Below are 20,157 nucleotides of genomic sequence, written 5' to 3' on the forward strand. Positions count from 1 at the left end.
CCGGACGCTCAGCGAGCGTGCCGGGCCACATTAGTGTCAGGATGGCCTTGTGACCAGCATGCCCAGCACCGGACGTGGCCGCATCACCGGCCTCACGCTCGACTACCCGATGTCCCTGGGGGTCTTCGAGAAATACGAGGACGCGCAAAAGGCGGTCGACTTCCTGTCAGACCGCTCGTTCCCGGTGGAAAACTGCATGATCGTGGGGACCGATCTGCGTCAGGTCGAGCGGGTCACCGGTCGCCTCACGATGGGGCGCGTCGCGCTCGCCGGGCTGGTCACCGGCATCTGGATGGGCCTGTTCGTCGGTCTGATCTTCGCCCTCTTCGCGCCGAGTGGAGACGCCTTCACGACCGTCCTGTGGTCGATGCTCTTCGGTGCGGTCTTCGCCCTCGTGTGGGCTCTGCTGGGCCACGCCCTCACCCGTGGACAGCGTGACTTCACCTCGGTCTCGCAGGTCATCGCGACCCGCTATGAGGTGCTGACCGAGCACAAGTTCGCCCAACAGGCCCGCGACCTGCTCGTTGAGATGCCGGGTGGTCCGGGCACGCTCGGCTATCGCCCGCCGACCCAGCAGCCGCCCTTTCAGTCCCCGCCGCAGGGGGCCCCGCAGTCTCCGCCGCAAGGCGCTCCGCAGCAGCCACCGACCGCCGAGCAGCCCGCGCCGCAGGGCGCCCAGCAGCCAGAGGCCACCGAGCAACCCCCGCGCGACACGCAGAGCTGAGCACCGTTAGACAGGTGCCTCCTGCGGGACGTCGCGTCCCGGCACGCGCTGGGCGATCAGCGCACCCACACCGAGGCCGGCGACCGCGAGCAGAGCGGCGATGATGAACGGGTCGCCCGAGTGCAGGGCGGGAGCGAACCCGATCCCGACATACAGGGCCACCCCGCTGGCGCCACCGAGTTGGTCCGCGGCGCGTTGCACGCCGGACGCGATCCCCGCGTCCTCGTCGGTCGTGCCACCGACCGCGACGTATTGCAGCCCGACGATGCCGAAGCCCATCCCGGCAGCGATCAGCAGCATCGCTGGGAGCAGCCACAGTGCCCCTGCATCGAGGAAGGCCACCAGGGCCACCACCACCATGGCGCAGGCGGCAGAGCCCAGACCGGTCAGCACGCAGGTGCGCGCTCCCCACCTCGACAGGAACCGAGGGACCAGGACGGACGCAAGGATCAGGGCGGCGGCCAGCGGCAGCATGAGGAGGCCGGAGCCGAGCGGTCCGATGCCCAGGTGGTCCTGCAGATAGAACGTGAACAGCAGGAACGAGGTCGACAGTGCGGCACTGAGCAGCACCGTCGTCAGGTTCGCGCTCACGCGAGCGCGATCGGCGAAGAAGCCCAGGGGCACCAGCGGGTTTGCCGAGGCTGCCTCGACCCGCACGAACCCGACGCCGGCCAACACTGCGCCCACCAGAGCCGCCGCGCTCAGCCACAGGCTCGCGCCGGCCTCACCGGCCTCGACCACGCCGAAGGTGAACAACAGCGGGCAGGCGGTGAGCAGGGCCGCGCCGGGCAGGTCCAACCGGCCCGGACGGCGCCTCGCGGGCCGATCGTTGTCGAGCAGGAAGAGGGCCGCGATGACCACGACCAGGATGAACGGCACGGAGATCAGAAAGATCCATCGCCAGCCCAGATAGGCGGTGATGATGCCTGACATCGCGAACCCGACGACCAGCCCGCAGCTGGCGACCGCGGCCCACACGCTCAGGGCACGTGATCGTTGCGGACCCTCGGGGAACAGCAACACGATCGTGGCCATCGCGGCCGGCAACGCGATGGCCTCACCCACCCCCTGCAGGAGGCGGGCGACCACGAGGATCTCGAACGAGGGTGCCAGCCCGGCCAACAGGGAGGCCGCACCGAACACCGTCGTGCCGACCAGCAGGGTGCGCCGGCGCCCCCACAGGTCGCCGAGGCGCCCACCGAGCATCAGCAGACCACCGCCAGTGATGGTGTAGCCGACCACGACCCAGGTCAGGGCGTTGCCGCTGACCCCGAAGGTCGTGCCGATCGAGGGCAGGGCGATGTTGACCACGGTCACGTCGACCGCGATGAAGAACTGCAGCATCGACATCGCGCACAGCAACAGCAGCGCGCGGGTCGAGGTCGGGCTGTGCCCGGGGGAGGGGGAACTGCCTGAACGCATCAGTGGTGCTCCGTTGCTCAGAGAGGTTTCCGAGCAGCACGAGAAGGTGCCGCCCCGGTCTGGTCACGAAGCGGCAGGACGATTCAGGAGTGGTGCTGTGACGCGTCCCGCCGCTAGCGGGACACCTTGGTCACTGCCGCGCAGGCGGCCGAGCACGATGCGGCTGACATGACACCAAGGCTAACAGCGGTGCACGGGCTGAGTCATGGGCCTTTCGACCGAGGCGACCACGGCCGCGGGCCGAGGTGAGCCACGGCATACGATCGGCTCTCTGGGTGTTGACCCGACTGTGAAGAAGATCGGGTTCCTGTCCTTCGGTCACTGGACCGACTCCCCGCACTCGGCTGTGCGCAGCGCCTCCGACGCGCTGCTGCAGTCGATCGAGCTGGCCGTCGCGGCCGAGGAGATCGGCGCCGACGGTGCCTACTTCCGGGTGCACCACTTTGCCCAGCAGCTCGCCTCGCCCTTCCCGCTGCTCGCGGCCGTCGGTGCGCGGACGAGCCGCATCGAGATCGGCACCGGCGTGATCGACATGCGCTACGAGAACCCCCTCTACATGGCCGAGGACGCCGGCGCTGCCGACCTGATCTCTGGTGGCCGACTGCAGTTGGGCATCAGCCGCGGATCGCCCGAGCAGGTGATCAAGGGCTATGAGCACCTCGGCCATGTGCCCGCGGACGGGGAGACCGACGCGGACCTGGCCCGTCGGCACACGGCCCGCTTCCTCGACGTGCTCGACGGGGAGGGCTTCGCCGAGCCCAACCCCAGTCCGATGTTCCCCAACCCGCCCGGGCTGCTGCGCATCGAGCCGCACTCACCCGGCCTGCGGCGCCGCATCTGGTGGGGTGCCGGGTCGCGCGCGACCGCGCAGCGGACGGCGCAGCAGGGGATGAACCTGATGAGCTCCACCCTGCTCACGGAGGACACCGGGGTGCCTTTCCACCAGCTCCAGGCCGAGCAGATCCAGGTCTTCCGTGATGCCTGGGCCGGCGCCGGGCACGACTGGACTCCGCAGGTGTCCGTGAGCCGCAGCATCTTCCCGCTGGTCAACGAGATGGATCACCAGTTCTTCGGTTTGCAGACCCGCAGCCAGGACCAGGTCGGTCGCCTCGAGGGTGGGCTGGCTCGGTTTGGCAAGACGTATGCCGCGGAGCCGGACTCCCTGATCGCTCAGCTCGCGCAGGACGAGGCGATCGCGGCGGCGGACACGCTGCTGCTGACGGTGCCCAACCAGCTGGGCGTCGACTACAACGCCCACATCCTCGACAGCGTCGTGCGGCACGTGGCGCCGGGGCTCGGCTGGCGCTGAGGGCAGCGGACCGGTTCCCCCGCAAAAAGATAAAGGTTTCGCACGGTTCTCCCGGATCTTCGTAGAGGTCTCGCACGCCTAACCTGTACGAGACCGCTATGAAAAGGCGGGGTCGGTGTACGAAACCTTTATCTTTTTGCGGGGGGCTAGCGCTGGCCTCCGGACTGCACCCAGGCCTCGACCTCGTCGGCCGTGCGGGGCAGCGCCACGGAGAGGTTGCGGTTGCCGTCCTCGGTGATGACGATGTCGTCCTCGATGCGCACGCCGGTGCCGCGGAACTCCTCGGGCACCAGCAGGTCGTCGGCCTTGAAGTACAGACCCGGCTCGACGGTGATGACCATGCCCGGGAGCAGCTCTGCGTCCAGATAGTCCTCGCGCAGCGCCAGGGCGCAGTCGTGCACGTCCAGGCCGAGGTGGTGGCTGGTGCCGTGGACCATCCAGCGTCGGTGCTGCTGACCGTGCTCGGGGTCGAGGGTCGCCTCGACGGTGACTCCGTCGGGCAGCAGGCCCCACTCGAAGAGCTTGGTGGCGATGACCTTGATCGCGGCGGCGTGGACGTCGCTGAACTTGTTGCCCGGCTTCGCCGCGGCCAGGCCGGCCTCCTGGGCCTCCAGGACCGCCTCATAGATCGTGCGCTGCGTGTCCGTGAAGGTGCCGTTGACGGGGACCGTGCGCGTGACATCGGCGGTGAAGAGGGAGTCGACCTCGACACCGGCATCAAGCAGCAGCAGGTCACCGTCGCGCACCTCACCGGTGTTGCGGATCCAGTGCAGCGTCGTGGCGTGGTCGCCCGACGCACAGATCGAGTCATAGCCGACCCCGTTGCCGGAGTGCCGGGCGTGCAAACCGAAGACGCCCTCCACCCAGCGCTCGCCCCGACCGCGCTTGACCGCCTCGGGCAGCTCGGAGACGACGGCGTCGAAAGCGTCGGCGGTGGCGTCGCAGGCCTCCTGCATCTGCCCGACCTCCCACTCGTCCTTGACCAGCCGCAGCGTGGACAGGAAGCGGGAGAGCTCGACGTCGGCCTCGGCGGCGGTCTCGACATTGTGCTCGGCGGCCTGGGAGCGCGCCGTCTCGACGAGCTCGGCCACCGCGGCGTCGGCCTCGCCAACCACCCGCACGGTGATCGCCCCGGCGTCCTTGGCGACGGCGTCCGACAGCTCGGACAGGTCGCGGGTCTCGATGCCCAGCTCGGCGGCCATGCCTGCCAGGGTGGGCCGGCGCCCGACCCAGAACTCACCAACGCGGGAGTCGGCGAAGAACTCCTCGGTGTCGCGACCGGCGAGCGGGCGGAAATAGAGCACGGCGTCGTGGCCGCCGTCCTCACGCGGGTCCAGGACCAGAACAGCGTCCGGCTCACGGTCGGACCCCAGACCAGTCAGGTGCGCAAACGCGGTGTGCGGTCGGAAGACGTAGTCGGTGTCGTTGCTGCGGACCTTCAGCCCACCGGCGGGGACGACGAGCCGCTCCCCGGGGAAGGCGGCGGAGACCGCCTCTCGGCGCGCCTCGGCATGCTGCGCGGCCTCGGTCGTTGACGGGAGATCTGCGCCGTGGTCCGCCCAACCCTTGGCGATAAACGCCCGGAACTCGGGGCTGTTGGGACGGCTGCGGTGCTCGGCCTTGTGCTGCTTTTCACTCACCCGACCATCCTTGCATGTCTCGCTGCGCACTGGTCCGACGGAGTCCCTACGCTGGACCTGTGAGCGACGAGCTGAACTTCCCCGACCTGCCGCTGGGAGGTGATGTCACTGGCCCCCAAGTGATCTCCGGACGACAGGTGCGCCCCGTGCCCCGGGTCGGCCGTGCCTGGCGAACCCGTGCCCAGTGGGCGATGAAGGGCGTCGGTCCGCCCACCATCGCGATCGCCGTCCCGGGCAGCGACGACGAGGTGTCCCAACGGCACGCGCGGGCGGTGATCGACCTGGCCCTGCGGGTCGGTGAGGCCATGCTGTCCACCGGTGCCTCCGCCTCTGAGGTGGTCGCCACCGTGCTGCGGTTGGTCGGTGCCTATGGCATCAAGTCCGCGCACATCGACATCACCTTCACCTCCATCACCGTCTCGATCCACCGGGGCCTGGACGAGGACCCCCTGGCGGTCATGCGGGTGATCCGGGTGCGCACCCGCGACTACACCCGCCTGCAGAACCTGCAGCTGCTCGTCGACGAGATCGCCCAGCCACAGCCAGGGGAGGACGTCCCCGAGCCGGAGGTCGCCCGCGACGAGCTGGCCCGGGTCCTCGCCGCACCGCACCCCTATCGCCGCTGGCTGGTCACCGCCGGTGACGCCCTGCTGGCGGTCGGCGTCGTCGCCCTGTTCGGCGCCGGCCCGATGATGTGGCTCATCGCCGCCCTGACGACTGTCGTGGTGGTCAGCGTCCAGCGCAGACTGGCGCGGGCCGCGGTCGCCGACTTCCTCAACCAGGCGGTGAGCGCGGCGATCCCCACCGCGGTCGCGGTCGTGATCTTCTGGATGCGCGACGAGGGTTGGGAGATCCCCGGGGTGGACTCACCCTCGCTGGTGGTCATCTCCGGCATCATCCTGCTGCTGTCTGGACTCAGCGTGATGGGGGCGGCGCAGGACGCGATCGACGGTTACTACGTCACCGCGGCAGCACGCGGCCTGGAGGTCGGGATCCTGACCCTGGGCCTGGCCGTCGGTGTTGCCACGGTCCTCGGCATCGCCTGGCGTCTGGGCATCCCGATGGAGATCTCACCGTTCATCTCCGTGGGCGGCATGCCCCTGCAGTCCACCCTGGCCGCGGCCGCGATCGGCGCGGGCTTTGCGTGGGCCACCTACACCGGCTTCCGGGCCGTCCTGTTGGCGACGGCGATCGCGGCCGGGTCCTGGGTCGTCTATGAGTTGATGATCCTGTTGGGGCTCGGTCCGGCCGAGTCCGTGGTCGTGCCGGCCATCGTGGTCGGCGCCGTCGCCTATGCCGCACACCGGCTGCTGCGCGTCCCGGAGCTGGCCATGGTCATGGCCGGGATCGTGCCCCTGCTGCCAGGCATGGCGGTCTATCGCGCGATCTTCCTGGGCATGGACAACTCGGTGCTGCTGCCCCAGGCTGCGGCCGAGGTGGTCCTGGCAATCTCGATCGGTCTCGCCCTGGCCGGAGGCGTCTGGGTGGGTCAGTACCTGGCCCGCCGCAAGTTCGGCCTGGACGCCGCTGCCCAGCGGGCCCGGATGCGCGCGCGAGGCGCAATGCGCTGAGATCTGTTCTGCCACACCGTATGCCGTGGGGCTGGGTGACTCACCCAGCCCACGGCATACGGGGGCTTGGTTTGGTGTCAGTCCTGCCAGGTCCAGGTGGACAGGATCTCCTCCATGATGGGCCGGCTGGCCTCCTCCTGGGTCTTGGCGGTGCTGAAGGTCGTGACATAGAGTCGCTCGCCGTGCTCGACCCACCACTGGGTCTGGGCGACCTCGACGCCGCCCGTGACGCGGGTCAGCACAAAGCCATAGGCATCCGTGCCGGCGATCTGGATCGGGTCGAGCATCTCGTAGTCCCCGTCGGCACCGGCGACCTGCTCTGCGGCTGCCTCGATGGAGTCCTCCAGGTCCCCGATCGGCTCCTCGCTGGCGACCACGATGTTGGTGAAGAAGTCATCGGTCATCTCGTCGTCGCGCACGGCAATCTCGACCTGCTGCTCGACCTGCTCGCGCACGTCAACCCACCCGTCCGGCGCCGTGACCTCGAACGCGCCGTCGTCGGAGGTGATGGGGCCGCTGGGCACCGCCGTCTCCTCGGCGTCGTCGCTCGGCGCCTCCGTCGCGGTCTCCTCCTGGTCGTCGGTGCCAGGAGCCTCGGTGGTCTCCGCGGCGTCGGTGGTCTCGCCGTCGTCCGTGGTGGCCTCGCCGTCGTCCGTGGTGGCCTCGTCCGTGGTGGCCTCGGAGGTGGTGGGGTCCTCCACCTCCGGGTCGTCGCTGCTGCAGGAGCTGAGCAGCAGGGCGCTCGCGGTCACGGTCGCGGCCAGCGCGCGCAGCGAGGTGGCACGTCGCCGGGGGTGTGCTCGGTCAAGTCGCAGGTTTCTCACCCGATCCAGTATGCCGTGGGTTGGCCCAGGAAGGTGACCCATGAAGTCTGCCCGGGGAGTCCGCGACGGCACGGTCGCCGGCACGGTGACCGACTCAGGCAGTTGGCTCAGTAGGTTGGCAGCATGCTCATCGATCTGCACACCCACTCCAACCGCAGCGACGGAACCGAAACCCCGGCAGAGGTGGTTCGAGCCGGTGCCGCCGCCGGCCTGGGTGCGCTCGCCCTGACCGACCACGACACCGTGGAGGGTTGGGCGGAGGCCGACCTCGCTGGTCGCGAGGCGGGGGTGAGCGTGATCCCGGGCGTCGAGCTGTCCTGCCAGAGTCGTGGGATCAGCGTGCACGTGCTGGCCTATCTGGTGGACCCGGCGTCCGAGCCGCTGCGGGAGGAGATGCGCCAGTCCCTGGACTCGCGGGTCGGACGCCTGCGCAAGATGGCGGACCTGCTGATTGCGGACGGTTACCTCGACTCCTACGAACAGGTCCTCGCGCAGTTGAAGGAGGGCGCGACGCCGGGACGCCCGCATCTGGCCGACGCCATGGTTGCCGCTGGGCGGTTCCCGGACCGCAACGCGGCCTTCGCCGACGTGCTCAACGGACGATCCCGCTATTACGTCGGGCACTATGCCCCCGACGTGCTGCGGGCCGTTGAGGTGATCCGGGAGGCAGGCGGGGTGGCTGTGATCGCCCACCCCTTGGCGAGCGAGCGTGGGCTGGTGGTCGGCGATGACGTCATCGCGGCGATGGCCCGGGCCGGCCTGGGTGGGATCGAGGTCAACCACCGCGACCACGGTCCGTCCCAGCGCGCCCACGCCGCTGAGCTGGCGCGGCGACTGGACCTGCTCCAGACCGGCGCGAGCGACTATCACGGGGCAGGCAAGGACAACCGCCTCGGCGAGAACACGACGGCACCCGAGGTGCTGGAGGAGTTGCTTGAGCGCGGGACCGGGTCGTCGGCGCTAGGTGCCCCACTCAGTCGGTGAGAGTCGCGACGGTCGTCCCGCTCAGTCGGTGAGAGCGGCGTCGGTCGTCCCGCTCGTGAGTGCAGGTAACGACCCTGGAGGGGCGCTGACTGCACTCACGAGGAACGACTTACTGCGTGGCGGGCTGGCCGCTGCCGCCGCGGCGGCGCTGACGGTTGCGCGGCTTGCGCTGGCGTGGCTCGCTGCTGCCCGGGCCGTCGGAGTTGCGCTGGGACCGGCCGGCCTCCTCCGAGGAGCCGTGACCACCGGAGCGGCCACCCCCCGAGCGTCCACCACCCGAACGGCCACCGCCGGAACGACCTCCGCCGGAGCGGCCACCACCGGAACGACCGCCGGAGCGATCCGGACGGCCACCGGTCTCGCCGAGGTCCTCATAACGCTCGGCCGACAGACCCTCGCGGGTCCGCGCCGACTTCGGCAGCGTGCCGCGGGTGCCCTCCGGGATCTTCATCTCGGCGAACAGGTGCGGTGAGGAGGAGTAGGTCTCCGTCGGCTCCGGGATGCCGAGGTCGAGGGTCTTGTTGATCATGCCCCAGCGGTGCAGGTCGTCCCAGTCGACGAACGTGACAGCCACGCCCGTGGCGCCCGCGCGGCCGGTGCGACCGATGCGGTGCAGGTAGGTCTTCTCGTCCTCGGGACACTGATAGTTGATGACGTGCGTGACGGCCTCGACGTCGATGCCGCGGGCCGCGACGTCGGTGGCGACCAGGATGTCGACCTTGCCGTTGCGGAAGGCCCGCAGCGCCTGCTCCCGGGCGCCCTGCCCGAGGTCACCGTGGATGGGCGCTGCCGCGAAGCCGCGCTCGACCAGGTCGTCCGCGACCTTGGCGGCGGTGCGCTTGGTGCGGGCGAAGATGATCGTCAGCCCGCGGCCCTCGGCCTGCAGGATGCGTGCCAGCATCTCGACCTTGTCCATCGCGTGCGCGCGGTAGACGAACTGCTCGACGGCGGCCACGGTGTGGCCCTCGCCGTCCTCGCTCATCGCGCGGATGTGGGTGGGCTGGGTCATGTAGCGCCGGGCCAGCGAGACGACCGCACCGGGCATCGTGGCGGAGAAGAGCATCGTCTGACGGCCGGCCGGAGTCATCGCGAGCAGCTTCTCGACGTCGGGCAGGAAGCCGAGGTCGAGCATCTCGTCGGCCTCGTCGAGCACGACGGTGCGGGCGTGGCCAAGGTCCAGGTGCCCCTGCTGGGCGAGGTCGATCAGGCGACCGGGGGTGCCGACGACGATCTCGATGCCCTTGCGCAGCGCCTCGATCTGCGGCTCGTAGGCCCGGCCACCGTAGACCGTCAACACACGAGCCCCGCCACGCTGAGCGGCTGCCTTGGTGAGGTCACCGGCAACCTGCACGGCCAGCTCACGGGTCGGTGCGACCGCGAGGGCCTGCGGGGCGCCCGGCTTGGCGAGGGCGTCGAAGCCCGCGTCCTGCGGCGCCGTGAGCCGCTGGATCATCGGGATGCCGAAACCGAGCGTCTTGCCCGTGCCGGTCTTGGCCTGACCGATGATGTCGTGCCCCCCGAGCGCAACCGGCAGGGTCATCGCCTGGATCGGGAACGGGTGGGTGATGCCTCCCTCGGCGAGGGCGGCGACGATGTCCGCGTGGACATCAAAGTCTGCGAAGGTGCGGGTTTCTTCCACCATGAAGGTCGTCTTCCGTTCGGCGGGCCCGGACCGGGGACAGACGTGTCGCCCGGTGTCCCGGCGCGTCGTGCGCCACGGGAGGGCCCTGCGTGGTCGGGCCGATCGGAAGTCTTCTGTGGGCGGCTGCTGTGCAGCCTGGTGTCATGCCGACCGGGCACCGCTGGTGTCGCCAGTCTAGGCCACCGGCGAGGCGCTACGGTTCACCCCATGAATCCTGTGCAGTCTGACGCCGCGTCCGGCCACGTCCCCGAGGCGGTCGTCGACCTGCTCGGGGCGATCGGGTATGCCGAGCTGACGGCGGGTCTGCGGATGGCCTCCGATGCCCTGGTGGCACCCGGGCTCGGGGTGCGGGTGTGGATGGGGCGCTCGGCTGGGGCCGAGCTGGAGCACTTCGAGCGGATCGGCGCCCGGCTGCACGACCTGGGACACGACCCGGAAGCGGTGATGGCGCCGTTCACCGGGCCGGTGGATGCCTTCCACGAACGGACCCGGCCCCGGGACTGGCTGGAGGCCCTGATCAAGGTCTATGTCGGGGACGGCATCGCGCGCGACTTCTATCGCGAGATCGCCCAGCACGTCGATGACGCCTCGCGGGAGCTGATCGAGGCGGTGCTCGAGGCCGACGCTCAGGAGGAGTTTGTGGTGCGCACCCTTAACGACGCGATTGAGCTGGACCCTCCGGTGGCCGGTCGGTTGGCCCTGTGGGCCCGGCGCCTGGTGGGGGAGGCGATCGCGCAGACGCAGTATGTCGCGCTCGAGCGGGAGGCCCTGCTGGGACTGTTGGTCGGTGGCCACGGCAACGGCGTCGACCTGGCTGACCTGGGTCGGATGTTCACCCGGCTGATCGACCTGCACGGCCAGCGCATGGCCAACCTGGGCCTGACCCCCTGACCTGGCCCCTCGGCATACAGTCAAAGAGAGGGCTGGCCGGAAGAAGACGAACAGGAAGAAGGCGCGGTCCCCGCTGGGGACCACGCCTTCTTGGGGTGTTGCTGAGGTCAGATGCGCTTGTGGGTGTTGTCCTTGCCGCTGACCGCGCCATAGATCAGCACGAGCACGATGGCCACGACGACGCCGAGGCCGAAGGCAACCCAGTCAAAACCTGGGGTGTCGCTGTTGCCGCTGATCAGGGTGTAGAGCCAGGACCCCGCGAGGGATCCCACGGCGCCCAGCAGGATGGTGATCGGGATCGAGATGTTCTGCTTGCCGGGCAGGATGAGACGGGCGAGGGGGCCGATAATGCAACCCGCGATCAGCGCCCCGATGATGGTCCACAACATGGTGATCCAACCTTTCTCGCTGTGCAGTGCACGACGATGTTCCGAGACAGCCGGAGGACCCGGTGCCGCGAACCCAGTCCGTCTGGGCGGTGCTCATGGTACTGCTGTGACGGGTGGGGTTGGGGGATCTTCGACCGATCAGTAACTTCCGAAGCCCACCTTGCCGGCTTCCTCGACGCCGATCTCGACGTAGGCCACCGAATCCACCGGGATGAGGACGCGGCGACCCTTGTCGTCGGTCAGGTCCAGCGTGCCCTCGCCGCCCAGGGCGCTGGTGACGATCTCCTGGACCTCCTCGGCCTTCTGCGCGGACTCGATGACAACCTCACGGCTGACGTGCTTGACACCGATACGTACTTCCATGCTCCCTCAATCTCTGGTCGGTCAGTCTTCAGTCTGGGGTGTTCAGTCTGGGGTGTTCTCAGGCGTCAACGTTAGTCGGCGTCGTTTTCTGCCCGGGTCAGCGGGAAGCGTCCCAGGCCACGCCAGGCAACGGTCGAGACGAGCTCGACCGCCTCGTCCAGCGGCGTCTGACGACCCTCGGAGACCCAGCGTTGGGCACAGGCCTGGGCCATGCCCACGAGGCTGACCCCGAGCAGTTGGGCGCTGGAGAACGGCAGGCCGGTGTCCTGGGCGATCAGCTTGGCGACAGCGTCGGCGCACTGCACGACCGGTCGCTCGAGCAGGTCGCGCACCGCCGGCTCGCTGATCAGGTCGGTCTCGAACAACAACCGGTGTGCACCGTTGGGCTCGTCGGCGAACTGGAAGTAGGCACGAACCGTCGCCCCGATCCGCTCCGCGTTGTCGTCGCTCGAAGCTAGCGCGGCCTCGAGGCGGTCGATGAGCAGGTCGGACTGCGTCTCCAGCAGGCCCAGATAGAGCTCGAGCTTGCCGTCGAAGTGCTGATAGAGCACCGGCTTGCTGACCCCGGCGCGATCGGCGATCTCGTCCATCGAGGTCGCGTGATAGCCGGAGTCGACGAAGGCTTCCTGCGCCGTGGCCAGCAGTTGCTCCCGGCGTGCAGCGCGGGGGAGACGCGAGCTCGGTGTGGTGTCGTGGCTGGGCAGTGGTCCTCCTCGGGTCGCGCTCCGTGGGGAGCTGTCGGTCCTATCCTGTGTCGATGCACTCGTTCCGGACGGACCCTGCGCCGCTGCCTGCGTACGCAGGCCGGGTGATCGAACTTGTTGACAGTATCCCCTCCGGCTGCGTCCTGAGTTATGGGGACGTGGCCGAGCTGCTCGAGCAGGGCGGCCCGCGGCAGGTCGGGCAGGTCATGTCGCGCTATGGCAGCAGCACCAACTGGTGGCGAGTCGTGCGCGCTGACGGCCAGTTGCCGAAGTGCCACGAGGGGGAGGCGCGGGAGAAATTGTTGGCGGAGGGGGCGCCGCTGACCAGTCGCGGCGTGCAGATGAAGGCCGCCCGGTGGGACGGTGTCAGTGGCTCCTGATCAGATGGGGCCAATGAACATCACGGAGGGGAACACCACGGAGGAGAACACGACGGCGAGGAACACTACGGCGAGGAACACTACGGGGGACCTGCTCGACGCGAAGACCGTCAACGGCGCGGCGGACGCGCTCGATGACACGCAGCAGGCCGCCGTCCGCGAACGGGTTCCTGTGCTGCAGGTGATCGGTGCGCCTGGCACCGGCAAGACCCGGGTGGCGGTGGCCACCGTGGTCGATCGCGTGCGCCGGGACGGGCTGGCTCCCGACACGGCCCTCGTCCTCGCACCCACCCGCCTGGCCGCGGGGCGGCTGCGCGACCAGATCACGGCCGCTGTCGGGGGCACGACCACGCAGCCGCTCGCGCGCACCCCGTCGGCCTTCGCCTTCAGCCTGCTCGGCGATGCCGCGGCCGCCGACGACGAGCCGGCGCCCCGACTGCTCTCGGGCGCCGAGCAGGATGTCGTGCTCGCCGACCTGCTCGCCGGTCACCGGGAGTCGGGAGGGGGGCCCGTCTGGCCGGCCGGGCTGCGTGAGGCACTCACCACCCGCGGCTTTCGCGACCAGCTGCGCGATCTGTTGATGCGCACCGTCGAAAACGGTTTGGGGCCGCAGGAGTTGCAGGACCTGGCGGCCCAGCACGAGCGGCCCGAGTGGGCGGCTGCGGCGGCAGTGCTCGAGGAGTATGACGAGGTGACAGCCCTGCAGCGCCCGGCCACCTTTGACCCGGCGTGGATCAGCACCGCTGCCGCGGACCGGCTCGCCGCCGACCCGGGTCTGCTAGACCAGGTCCGGCGCCGGGTGCGGCTCATCGTGGTGGATGACGCGCAGGAGCTCACCGCGTCGGCGGCGCGGCTGATCGAGCAGGTCCACCACGCGGGTCTGTCGGTGGTCCTGATCGGAGACGGTGATGTGACCGGACAGGGCTTCCGCGGCGCGGACCCGGCCCGCTTCACCCGCCTGGCCGGACGGCTCGCCGCCCGGGTCGGCAGTGCGCCCACGCGTGCCGTGCTCGGCGTGAGTCACCGCCGCGGGCCCGAGCTGCTCGCCGCCACCGTCCGGGTGGTCGATCGTGTCGGCGCCAGCACGGGCGCCGACCACCGACGGCCCGAGCCGCTGATCGCGCAGAGTGCCACGTCCGCTTCGCCGGTGGCGGGTCCGGCCAGCACCGAGGAGGGCGCGCCGGGGCCGCTCGAGGTCGTGACCGTGCGCACCGCCGCGCAGGAGGCCGCGCTGGTGGCGGGCCGGTTCCGTGCGGCCCATCTCGGCGACGAGCGGGTGCCCTGGTCACAGATGGCGGTGCTGGCCCGGAGTCGCTCCCGGCTGGATCAGGTGCGCCGCGCTCTGATCAGCGCCGGGGTGCCCGTGCATGAGCCACCCAGCACCGGCCCGCTCCAGGAGCACCCGGTGGTGCGGGCGCTGCTGCTGGCCTACGAGGTGTGCCTGCGACCCGAGGGCGCCGGCCCCACTGCAGCCGAGGCTGTTGAGCTGGTGACATCCGCGCTCGGGGGCGCGGACCCGGTTGCCCTGATGCGGCTGCGTCGTGTGCTGGCCGCGGCCGAGCGTGAGGACGGTGGTGCCCGGCCGTCGGAGGAGGTGCTGGCCTCCCTGCTCGACCAGCCCGCAGGCCTCCGGCTCCTCGGGTTCGATGCAGAGCCAGCGGCGCACCTTGCCGACGTCCTGGTGGCCGGACGGGCCGCCGCCGCGCGCCAGGTGGACGGCGGTTGGTCGCCGGGCGTCACGGCCGAGTCCGTGCTCTGGGCGGTGTGGTCCACAGCGGGGGTTGCCGACGTCTGGAGGGGGGCGGCCCTGGCCGGAGGCGCCGCGGGCGCCCGGGCCGACCGCGACCTCGACGCGGTGATGACCCTGTTCGGGGCTGCCGAGGCCTATGTCGACCGGTTGCCCGGACGCGGCCCCGACGGGTTCCTCAGCCACGTCAGGGCGCTGCAGGTCAGCCCAGACTCCCTCGTGGCTCGAGCTCGCCCGACCGAGGCTGTCGAGGTGCTCACCCCCCAGTCGGCTGCCGGTCGCGAGTGGGACCTGGTCGCGGTGATCGGTGTGCAGGAGGGAGTCTGGCCCGATCTGCGGTTGCGTGACTCCCTGCTCGGCGCGGAGACCCTGGTGTCTGTGCTGCACGGGCGCCCAGTGGTCGGCACCGCCGGGCTGCGGGCCGCCCAGGCGCAGGTCCGGGTCGACGAGGTCCGCCAGTTCTATTCCGCGCTCACCCGCGCCCGCACGTCCCTGCTGGTGACCGCCGTGGCCAGCGTTGATGAGCAACCCTCCAGCTTCCTGGACCTGGTGGACCCGATCGAGGGTGAGCGGGTCCCGGTCGACGTGGACCCGCCCCTGACCCTGCGCAGCCTGGTCGCCAGGCTGCGGGCTGACCTGGTCCGTGCGCAGCGCGACGGAGACCTGGTGGCTCGGGACCGCGCTGCTGGCCACCTGATCACCCTGGACGAGGCCGGGGTCGCCGGTGCCGATCCCGCCAGTTGGTGGCAGGGTCGGGCGCTCTCCGACGAGCGTGCGCTGCAGCCCGAGGGTTCGGTGTCCGTGTCGCCGTCGCGTGTGCAGACCTTCAGCGAGTGTCGACTGCGCTGGATGCTCGGGAGCCGGGGCGGTGACTCCGGCGATTTCTCGGCAGCAGCGGTGGGCACGCTGGTCCATGACGTGATCGCCGAGGCACCGGATGCCGGGGCCGCGGAGCTGTCCGAGGGGCTGCGTGCACGATGGCACGAGCTGGCCCTGGGGGACGGCTGGGTGCAGCGGCGGGAGTGGGAGCGCGCCGAGCGCATGCTCCAGCGCTACGTCGCCTATGTCGCCGAGGCCAAGGGAGCGGGGCGCGAACTCGTCGGGGTCGAGCTGGAGCTCGTCGCTGAGCACGAGCGGGCCCAGATCTCTGGTCGAGTCGACCGGCTGGAGCGGGATGCCTCAGGGGATCTGCTCGTCATCGACCTCAAGACGGGCAAGAGCCGGCCCACCAAGGCCGAGATGGAGCGGCACCCGCAGCTGGGGGTCTATCAGGTCGGGGTCGTCGCTGGTGGCTCCCGACTGCTCGAGCAGGCCGCCAAGCGGGCGGCCGGGGACGCCCCCGAGCAGGAGCCCGCGCCCGAACAGGAGCCGGCGCCAGCAGAGCCCGGGCTGGCCGGTGCGGCCCTGGTCCAGATCGGGGCCCCGGGAGGCAACCCGCAGCAGAAGCACGGTGTGCAGCGGCAGCAACCGTTGGATCAGGACCCAGATCCGCAGTGGGCCCACGACCTGGTCGCAGAGACCGCCGAGGGCATGGGTGGGGCGGCCTTCCCTGCCTCGCCCGGTCCGTGGTGCCGGGTGTGCTCGGTGCGCTTCAGCTGCCCGATCCAGCCGGAGGGGAGGATGCTCGCATGATCGGGGCACTGGAGATCGCTTCGGCGCTGGGTCAGTTGCCGCCGACGCAGGAGCAGGTTGCGGTCATCGAGGCACCGCTGGAGCCGACCCTGGTCGTCGCGGGTGCCGGATCGGGCAAGACCGAGACGATGGCCTCCCGCGTGGTCTGGCTCGTGGTCAACGGTGTCGCTCGGCCCGAGGAGGTGCTCGGGCTCACCTTCACCCGCAAGGCAGCCATCGAGCTCGGCGAGCGGATCGGGCGTCGACTGCGAGCCGCGACCGAGCAGGGTCTGTGGACGGCCGAAGACGACGAGGTGCCCCTGCCGGAGGTCTCGACCTACCACGCGTATGCCGGACGGCTGGTTTCCGAGCACGGGCTGCGGTGGGGGATCGAGCCAGACTCGCGCCTGCTGTCCGAGGCGTCCGCCTGGCAGCTGGCCCACGAGGTGGTGCACACCACCGATGCAGACCTGGCCGGCTTCGAGAAGGCGCCCGCCACCCTGGTGGACGCCGTCCTGTCGCTGTCGGGGGAACTGGCCGAGCATCTGGTCGAGACCCGGTCGGCGCGCGAGCTCGTCGAGCACTATGCCGCCCGCCTCGCAGCGATGCCCGGCAGGGACCACAAGAAGCCACTGAAGCTGGCGGCGGAGACGGCCGACGACCTGCTCGATCAGGCGAGGGTCTATCCACTGGTCGAGCGCTACCGTGAGCTCAAGAGAGCCCGGGGGACGCTGGACTTCGCCGACCAGATGGCGATCGCCGCACGCCTGGCAGCAACGCTCCCGGCTGTCGGCGCACAGGAGCGCCAGCTGCGCAAGGCCGTGCTGCTGGATGAGTTTCAGGACACCAGCGAGGCCCAGATGGTGCTGCTGTCCAGCCTGTTCGCTGGGGAGCAGATGCCGCTGACGGCGGTGGGCGACCCGAGCCAGTCGATCTATGGCTGGAGAGGCGCCAGCGCGACGACGTTGAGCAGTTTTCCGGAGATCTTCCCTGCCGGGGATCGCCCTGCCGCAGTCCTGCCGCTGTCGACCTCCTGGCGCAACGCGCAGCGGATCCTCACCGTGGCCAACGACGCCTCCAGCTCGCTCCGCCGGCGCAGCAGGGTGCCCGTGACCCAGTTGCAGCCTCGACCCGGTGCCGACACCGGCACGGTGCGTGCCGCCCGACTCCTCACGCACCGCGACGAGGCCGGCTATGTCGCCGAGTGGGTGCGAGGCCACTGGATCGGTGCCGACGGAGAGCCCACGGGGCGCACCGCCGCCGTCCTGTGCCGCAACCGTGCCCAGTTCGATGAGGTCGTGCAGGCGCTGCGAGGTCAGGGGCTCCCCGTCGAGATCGTCGGCCTCGGCGGGCTGCTCAGCGCCCCCGAGGTGGCTGACCTGGTGGCTCTGCTCACCGTGGCACAGGACCCGACCAGGGGCGATGCCCTGATGCGCCTGCTCACCGGGCCCGTGTGCCGACTCGGGGCCGCCGACCTCGATGGATTGTGGGCCTGGGTTGGTGCCCTGGCCCACAGTGATGGGCTCCCACGCAGCGAGGCCGTCCTCAGCGATGCTCTGGATCGCCTGCCACCGGTCACCTGGGCCGGGTCGCGGGGGCGCCGGGTGAGTGAGACTGCACGGGCACGGGTGCGGGCGTTGGGGCAGGCCGTCGACCGCGTCCGCTCCCTCGCTGGCCTGCCGCTGCCTGAGCTGCTGGTGGAGGCGGAGCGGGCGATCGGTCTCGATCTGGAGGTCACCTCCAACCCCGACCTGCCACCGGCCTGGGGCCGGGCACAGCTCGACGCCCTGGCCGAGGTGGCAGCTGGCTTCTCGGTGAGCGCCGAGCGGCCCACGCTCGGCGGCTTCGTGGACTGGCTGGAGGCGGCGCGCGAGCGGGAGCGTGGGCTGGAGATGGCCGAGGTCTCGGTGTCGGACTCGGCGGTCCAGGTCCTCACGGTCCACGCAGCCAAGGGGCTGGAGTGGGACGTCGTCGCTGTTCCTGGGCTGGCCGAGGGGATCTTCCCGTCCTACACAACCAGGACCCGGCCCAACGGCAGCGAGTGGAGCGCCTCGACACCCAAGGACAGGGGCTGGCTCACCGGGCTGGGCAAGCTGCCCTATCCGCTCCGGGGCGACGTGGCAGGATTGCCGGCTCTCCCCCTGGACTCTGTGGTGGACACGCACGAGCTCAAGGAGGCCGTGGAGGACTTTGGCCTGGCCGGTGGCCGCCACCAGGTGGACGAGGAACGTCGCTTGGCGTATGTCGCCTTCACCAGGGCACGGCACGACCTCATGGTGACCGCGCCCGTCTGGTCGACCGGACAGACACCTCGACAGACATCTCGCTTCCTCGAGGAGGTGATTGCCTCACCCGATGGAGGGGTGGAGGTCGCCCACTGGGCGCCCATGCCGGACCCGGACGACCCGACCCAGGTGGTCAACCCACTGCTCGCCGAGGAACAGCTGGCGCCGTGGCCGACAGTGCCTGACGCCCGCCGCCGACTGGTCACCGACGTTGTGCAGGCCGTCCTGGACGCTCGCCGAGCAGGAGCCGTGCCAGCCGCGGATCCGGACGATCCGGTTGGACTCGAGGTCACTCGGCTGCTGCGCGAGCGCGCCGAGTTGCGAGCAGCCCGCGAGGTCGCAGGGCACGCCCAGCTCCCCGAGCACCTGTCCACCTCGGGCCTGGTCGAGCTCACCGCAGACAAGGAGGCCTATCTGCGGGCCCTGCGCAGACCCGTCCCGGGTCCCCCCGCCCACGCGGCCCGGGCGGGCACCAGCTTCCACGCCTGGGTTGAGCGGCACTTCGGCATGCCGTCGCTGGTCGAGGTGGAGGGCCTGCAGGCCGACTCCGATCACGAGCTGGTCGACCTGTCGACCATGCGCGCCAACTTCCTGGCCAGCGAGTGGGCGGGGCAGTCGCCGGTCGAGATCGAGGTCCCGGTCGAGACCGTGCTCGGTGGCCGTGCCGTCCGAGGTCGGATCGACGCGGTTTTCGGCCACGGCGACGGATTCGTCGTCGTCGACTGGAAGACGGGAGCGCGCGGCGGGGGAGAGCGGGAGCGCACCCGCGTGTTGCAGCTCGCCGTCTATCGCGTGGCCTATGCCCGCCTGCGGGGGATCGACCCCGAGCGCGTGAGCGCTGCGTTCTTCTATGCGGCGACCGGCGAGACCGTGCGTCCTGACCTGCACTCGGAGCAGGAGCTTGAGGACCTGCTGGCGGGGCTGGCCGACGCTGCCCCCGTGCTCAGGCCGTAGTCGCGTCGTCGACGCTGGCGAAGGGTGCCTCCGGGATCAGGTGGGCCACCAGAAGCTTCAGAAACAGCAGCGGCGCGATCCACCCCAGACCGTCCGGGACTGGGACCAGGGTGGCGCTGAGCAGCGCTGCTGCCACCAGGGCGCCCATCGCCACGGGGCGTCGCACCGGCAAGGGCGTGTGCTCGATCAGCAGGGCAAGTCCGAGCAGCAGCACCGCGTTCAGGGCCAGCCACCCCCACTGCTGATCGAGGACCAGGATCGCGATCAGTGCCAGGTGGACCACGTGCAGGGAGACGAACCGGAGTCGTTCGCCCCGCGTGCCGGGCCGGTGATACCAGCGCTTGGCAGCACCCGTTGAGTTGGTGAGCACCCCGCCGAGGGCGTCGATGGTGAAGATCGCCAGAGCGATGACACCCCACCAGTGCAGCTGCACACCGACTGAGGCCACGTGTGCCAGGACGAGCACGCCCAGGATGGGGATCCCGCACAGTTGCACGAGGACCTCCACCCGGGTCGGTCCCGGACCGAAGAACCGGTCCACCGCGCCGCGCCACCCGGGCCGGGGCGCCGGCACCTTCCAGGCGATCGCCAGGTCTGGGCGATGTGGTCCCTGACGGACTGGGGCCGTCCCTCGGAGCGACGACGGCGCTCTCATCTCACACAACTCCTCGTTGACTCTCTGTGGACCGGGTGGTCCACAGAGTAGCAAGGTGTGGA

The 20,157-nt window shown here is 70.4% G+C and carries 16 protein-coding genes; 8 read left to right on the forward strand and 8 right to left on the reverse strand.

Going from position 1 to position 20,157, the window contains the following annotated elements; genetic code table 11:
• The first annotated feature begins 58 nt into the window (after positions 1-58).
• Complete coding sequence (locus NF556_RS05120; protein WP_252595719.1) at positions 59-724, forward strand: YflT domain-containing protein; 666 nt, start codon at positions 59-61, stop codon at positions 722-724.
• A 6-nt stretch (positions 725-730) separates the two neighbouring features.
• Here NF556_RS05120 and NF556_RS05125 read toward each other — a convergent pair whose 3' ends face one another.
• On the reverse strand, positions 731-2,146 hold the full coding sequence (locus tag NF556_RS05125; protein ID WP_252594416.1) for an MFS transporter: 1,416 nt from the start codon (positions 2,144-2,146) through the stop codon (positions 731-733).
• A 289-nt stretch (positions 2,147-2,435) separates the two neighbouring features.
• On the opposite strand from NF556_RS05125, the gene NF556_RS05130 reads away from it, so the two are divergent.
• The gene (locus NF556_RS05130; RefSeq protein ID WP_252595721.1) at positions 2,436-3,455 is read left to right on the forward strand and encodes an LLM class flavin-dependent oxidoreductase; all 1,020 of its coding nucleotides are present in this window, start codon (positions 2,436-2,438) and stop codon (positions 3,453-3,455) included.
• Between the two features lie 146 nt (positions 3,456-3,601).
• Here NF556_RS05130 and NF556_RS05135 read toward each other — a convergent pair whose 3' ends face one another.
• A complete protein-coding gene (locus NF556_RS05135; protein ID WP_252594417.1) occupies positions 3,602-5,095 on the reverse strand; it encodes an aminopeptidase P family protein in 1,494 nt (497 codons plus the stop codon).
• Positions 5,096-5,154: 59 nt separating this feature from the next.
• Between NF556_RS05135 and NF556_RS05140 the strand changes: the two genes are divergently transcribed.
• Positions 5,155-6,666, forward strand: a complete 1,512-nt coding sequence (locus tag NF556_RS05140; protein ID WP_252594418.1) for a threonine/serine exporter family protein — start codon at positions 5,155-5,157, stop codon at positions 6,664-6,666.
• Positions 6,667-6,743: 77 nt separating this feature from the next.
• On the opposite strand, the gene NF556_RS05145 is transcribed toward NF556_RS05140, so the two are convergent.
• Entirely contained in the window at positions 6,744-7,490 is a 747-nt protein-coding gene (locus tag NF556_RS05145) for a hypothetical protein (RefSeq protein WP_252594419.1), read from the reverse strand.
• A 123-nt stretch (positions 7,491-7,613) separates the two neighbouring features.
• On the opposite strand from NF556_RS05145, the gene NF556_RS05150 reads away from it, so the two are divergent.
• Complete coding sequence (locus NF556_RS05150) at positions 7,614-8,474, forward strand: PHP domain-containing protein (RefSeq protein WP_252594420.1); 861 nt, start codon at positions 7,614-7,616, stop codon at positions 8,472-8,474.
• Positions 8,475-8,583: 109 nt separating this feature from the next.
• Here the strand turns inward: NF556_RS05150 and NF556_RS05155 are convergent, their stop codons facing one another.
• Positions 8,584-10,116, reverse strand: coding sequence for a DEAD/DEAH box helicase (locus tag NF556_RS05155; RefSeq protein WP_252594421.1), 1,533 nt, complete (start codon positions 10,114-10,116; stop codon positions 8,584-8,586).
• Between the two features lie 207 nt (positions 10,117-10,323).
• Here NF556_RS05155 and NF556_RS05160 point away from each other — a divergent pair, with 207 nt between their 5' ends.
• Positions 10,324-11,007: a ferritin-like fold-containing protein gene (locus tag NF556_RS05160; RefSeq protein WP_252594422.1), complete on the forward strand. Its 684-nt coding sequence runs from the start codon at positions 10,324-10,326 to the stop codon at positions 11,005-11,007.
• A 107-nt stretch (positions 11,008-11,114) separates the two neighbouring features.
• Here the strand turns inward: NF556_RS05160 and NF556_RS05165 are convergent, their stop codons facing one another.
• From NF556_RS05165 to NF556_RS05175, 3 genes are all read right to left on the reverse strand, one after another.
• Positions 11,115-11,396 carry a GlsB/YeaQ/YmgE family stress response membrane protein gene (locus NF556_RS05165; protein WP_252594423.1) on the reverse strand — a complete coding sequence of 94 codons (282 nt, stop codon included), beginning with the start codon at positions 11,394-11,396 and terminating at the stop codon, positions 11,115-11,117.
• A 138-nt stretch (positions 11,397-11,534) separates the two neighbouring features.
• A complete protein-coding gene (locus tag NF556_RS05170) occupies positions 11,535-11,759 on the reverse strand; it encodes a DUF3107 domain-containing protein (protein WP_252594424.1) in 225 nt (74 codons plus the stop codon).
• A gap of 71 nt (positions 11,760-11,830) precedes the next feature.
• A complete protein-coding gene (locus tag NF556_RS05175; RefSeq protein WP_256829771.1) occupies positions 11,831-12,463 on the reverse strand; it encodes a TetR/AcrR family transcriptional regulator in 633 nt (210 codons plus the stop codon).
• A gap of 104 nt (positions 12,464-12,567) precedes the next feature.
• Here NF556_RS05175 and NF556_RS05180 point away from each other — a divergent pair, with 104 nt between their 5' ends.
• The 3 genes from NF556_RS05180 to NF556_RS05190 are packed head-to-tail and all read left to right on the forward strand — an operon-like array spanning position 12,568 to position 19,440.
• Positions 12,568-12,843 carry an MGMT family protein gene (locus tag NF556_RS05180; protein ID WP_252594426.1) on the forward strand — a complete coding sequence of 92 codons (276 nt, stop codon included), beginning with the start codon at positions 12,568-12,570 and terminating at the stop codon, positions 12,841-12,843.
• Between the two features lie 13 nt (positions 12,844-12,856).
• Complete coding sequence (locus tag NF556_RS05185) at positions 12,857-16,222, forward strand: ATP-dependent helicase (protein ID WP_252594427.1); 3,366 nt, start codon at positions 12,857-12,859, stop codon at positions 16,220-16,222.
• Entirely contained in the window at positions 16,219-19,440 is a 3,222-nt protein-coding gene (locus tag NF556_RS05190) for an ATP-dependent helicase (protein WP_252594428.1), read from the forward strand. Before NF556_RS05185 ends, NF556_RS05190 begins: the two co-directional genes overlap by 4 nt.
• On the opposite strand, the gene NF556_RS05195 is transcribed toward NF556_RS05190, so the two are convergent.
• A complete protein-coding gene (locus NF556_RS05195; protein WP_252594429.1) occupies positions 19,430-20,095 on the reverse strand; it encodes a hypothetical protein in 666 nt (221 codons plus the stop codon). The genes NF556_RS05190 and NF556_RS05195 overlap by 11 nt on opposite strands.
• Between the last annotated feature and the right edge of the window lie 62 nt (positions 20,096-20,157).

This window comes from Ornithinimicrobium faecis (assembly GCF_023923225.1).
Lineage (GTDB): Bacteria > Actinomycetota > Actinomycetes > Actinomycetales > Dermatophilaceae > Ornithinicoccus > Ornithinicoccus faecis.

Bases quoted from the DNA above. Each gene is read 5' to 3' on its own strand.
- NF556_RS05190 (WP_252594428.1), top strand. From the start codon at position 16,219: ATGATCGGGGCACTGGAGATCGCTTCGGCGCTGGGTCAGTTGCCGCCG.
- NF556_RS05125 (WP_252594416.1), bottom strand. From the start codon at position 2,146: ATGCGTTCAGGCAGTTCCCCCTCCCCCGGGCACAGCCCGACCTCGACC.
- NF556_RS05120 (WP_252595719.1), top strand. From the start codon at position 59: ATGCCCAGCACCGGACGTGGCCGCATCACCGGCCTCACGCTCGACTAC.
- NF556_RS05195 (WP_252594429.1), bottom strand. From the start codon at position 20,095: ATGAGAGCGCCGTCGTCGCTCCGAGGGACGGCCCCAGTCCGTCAGGGA.
- NF556_RS05150 (WP_252594420.1), top strand. From the start codon at position 7,614: ATGCTCATCGATCTGCACACCCACTCCAACCGCAGCGACGGAACCGAA.
- NF556_RS05155 (WP_252594421.1), bottom strand. From the start codon at position 10,116: ATGGTGGAAGAAACCCGCACCTTCGCAGACTTTGATGTCCACGCGGAC.
- NF556_RS05185 (WP_252594427.1), top strand. From the start codon at position 12,857: ATGAACATCACGGAGGGGAACACCACGGAGGAGAACACGACGGCGAGG.
- NF556_RS05160 (WP_252594422.1), top strand. From the start codon at position 10,324: ATGAATCCTGTGCAGTCTGACGCCGCGTCCGGCCACGTCCCCGAGGCG.
- NF556_RS05165 (WP_252594423.1), bottom strand. From the start codon at position 11,396: ATGTTGTGGACCATCATCGGGGCGCTGATCGCGGGTTGCATTATCGGC.
- NF556_RS05170 (WP_252594424.1), bottom strand. From the start codon at position 11,759: ATGGAAGTACGTATCGGTGTCAAGCACGTCAGCCGTGAGGTTGTCATC.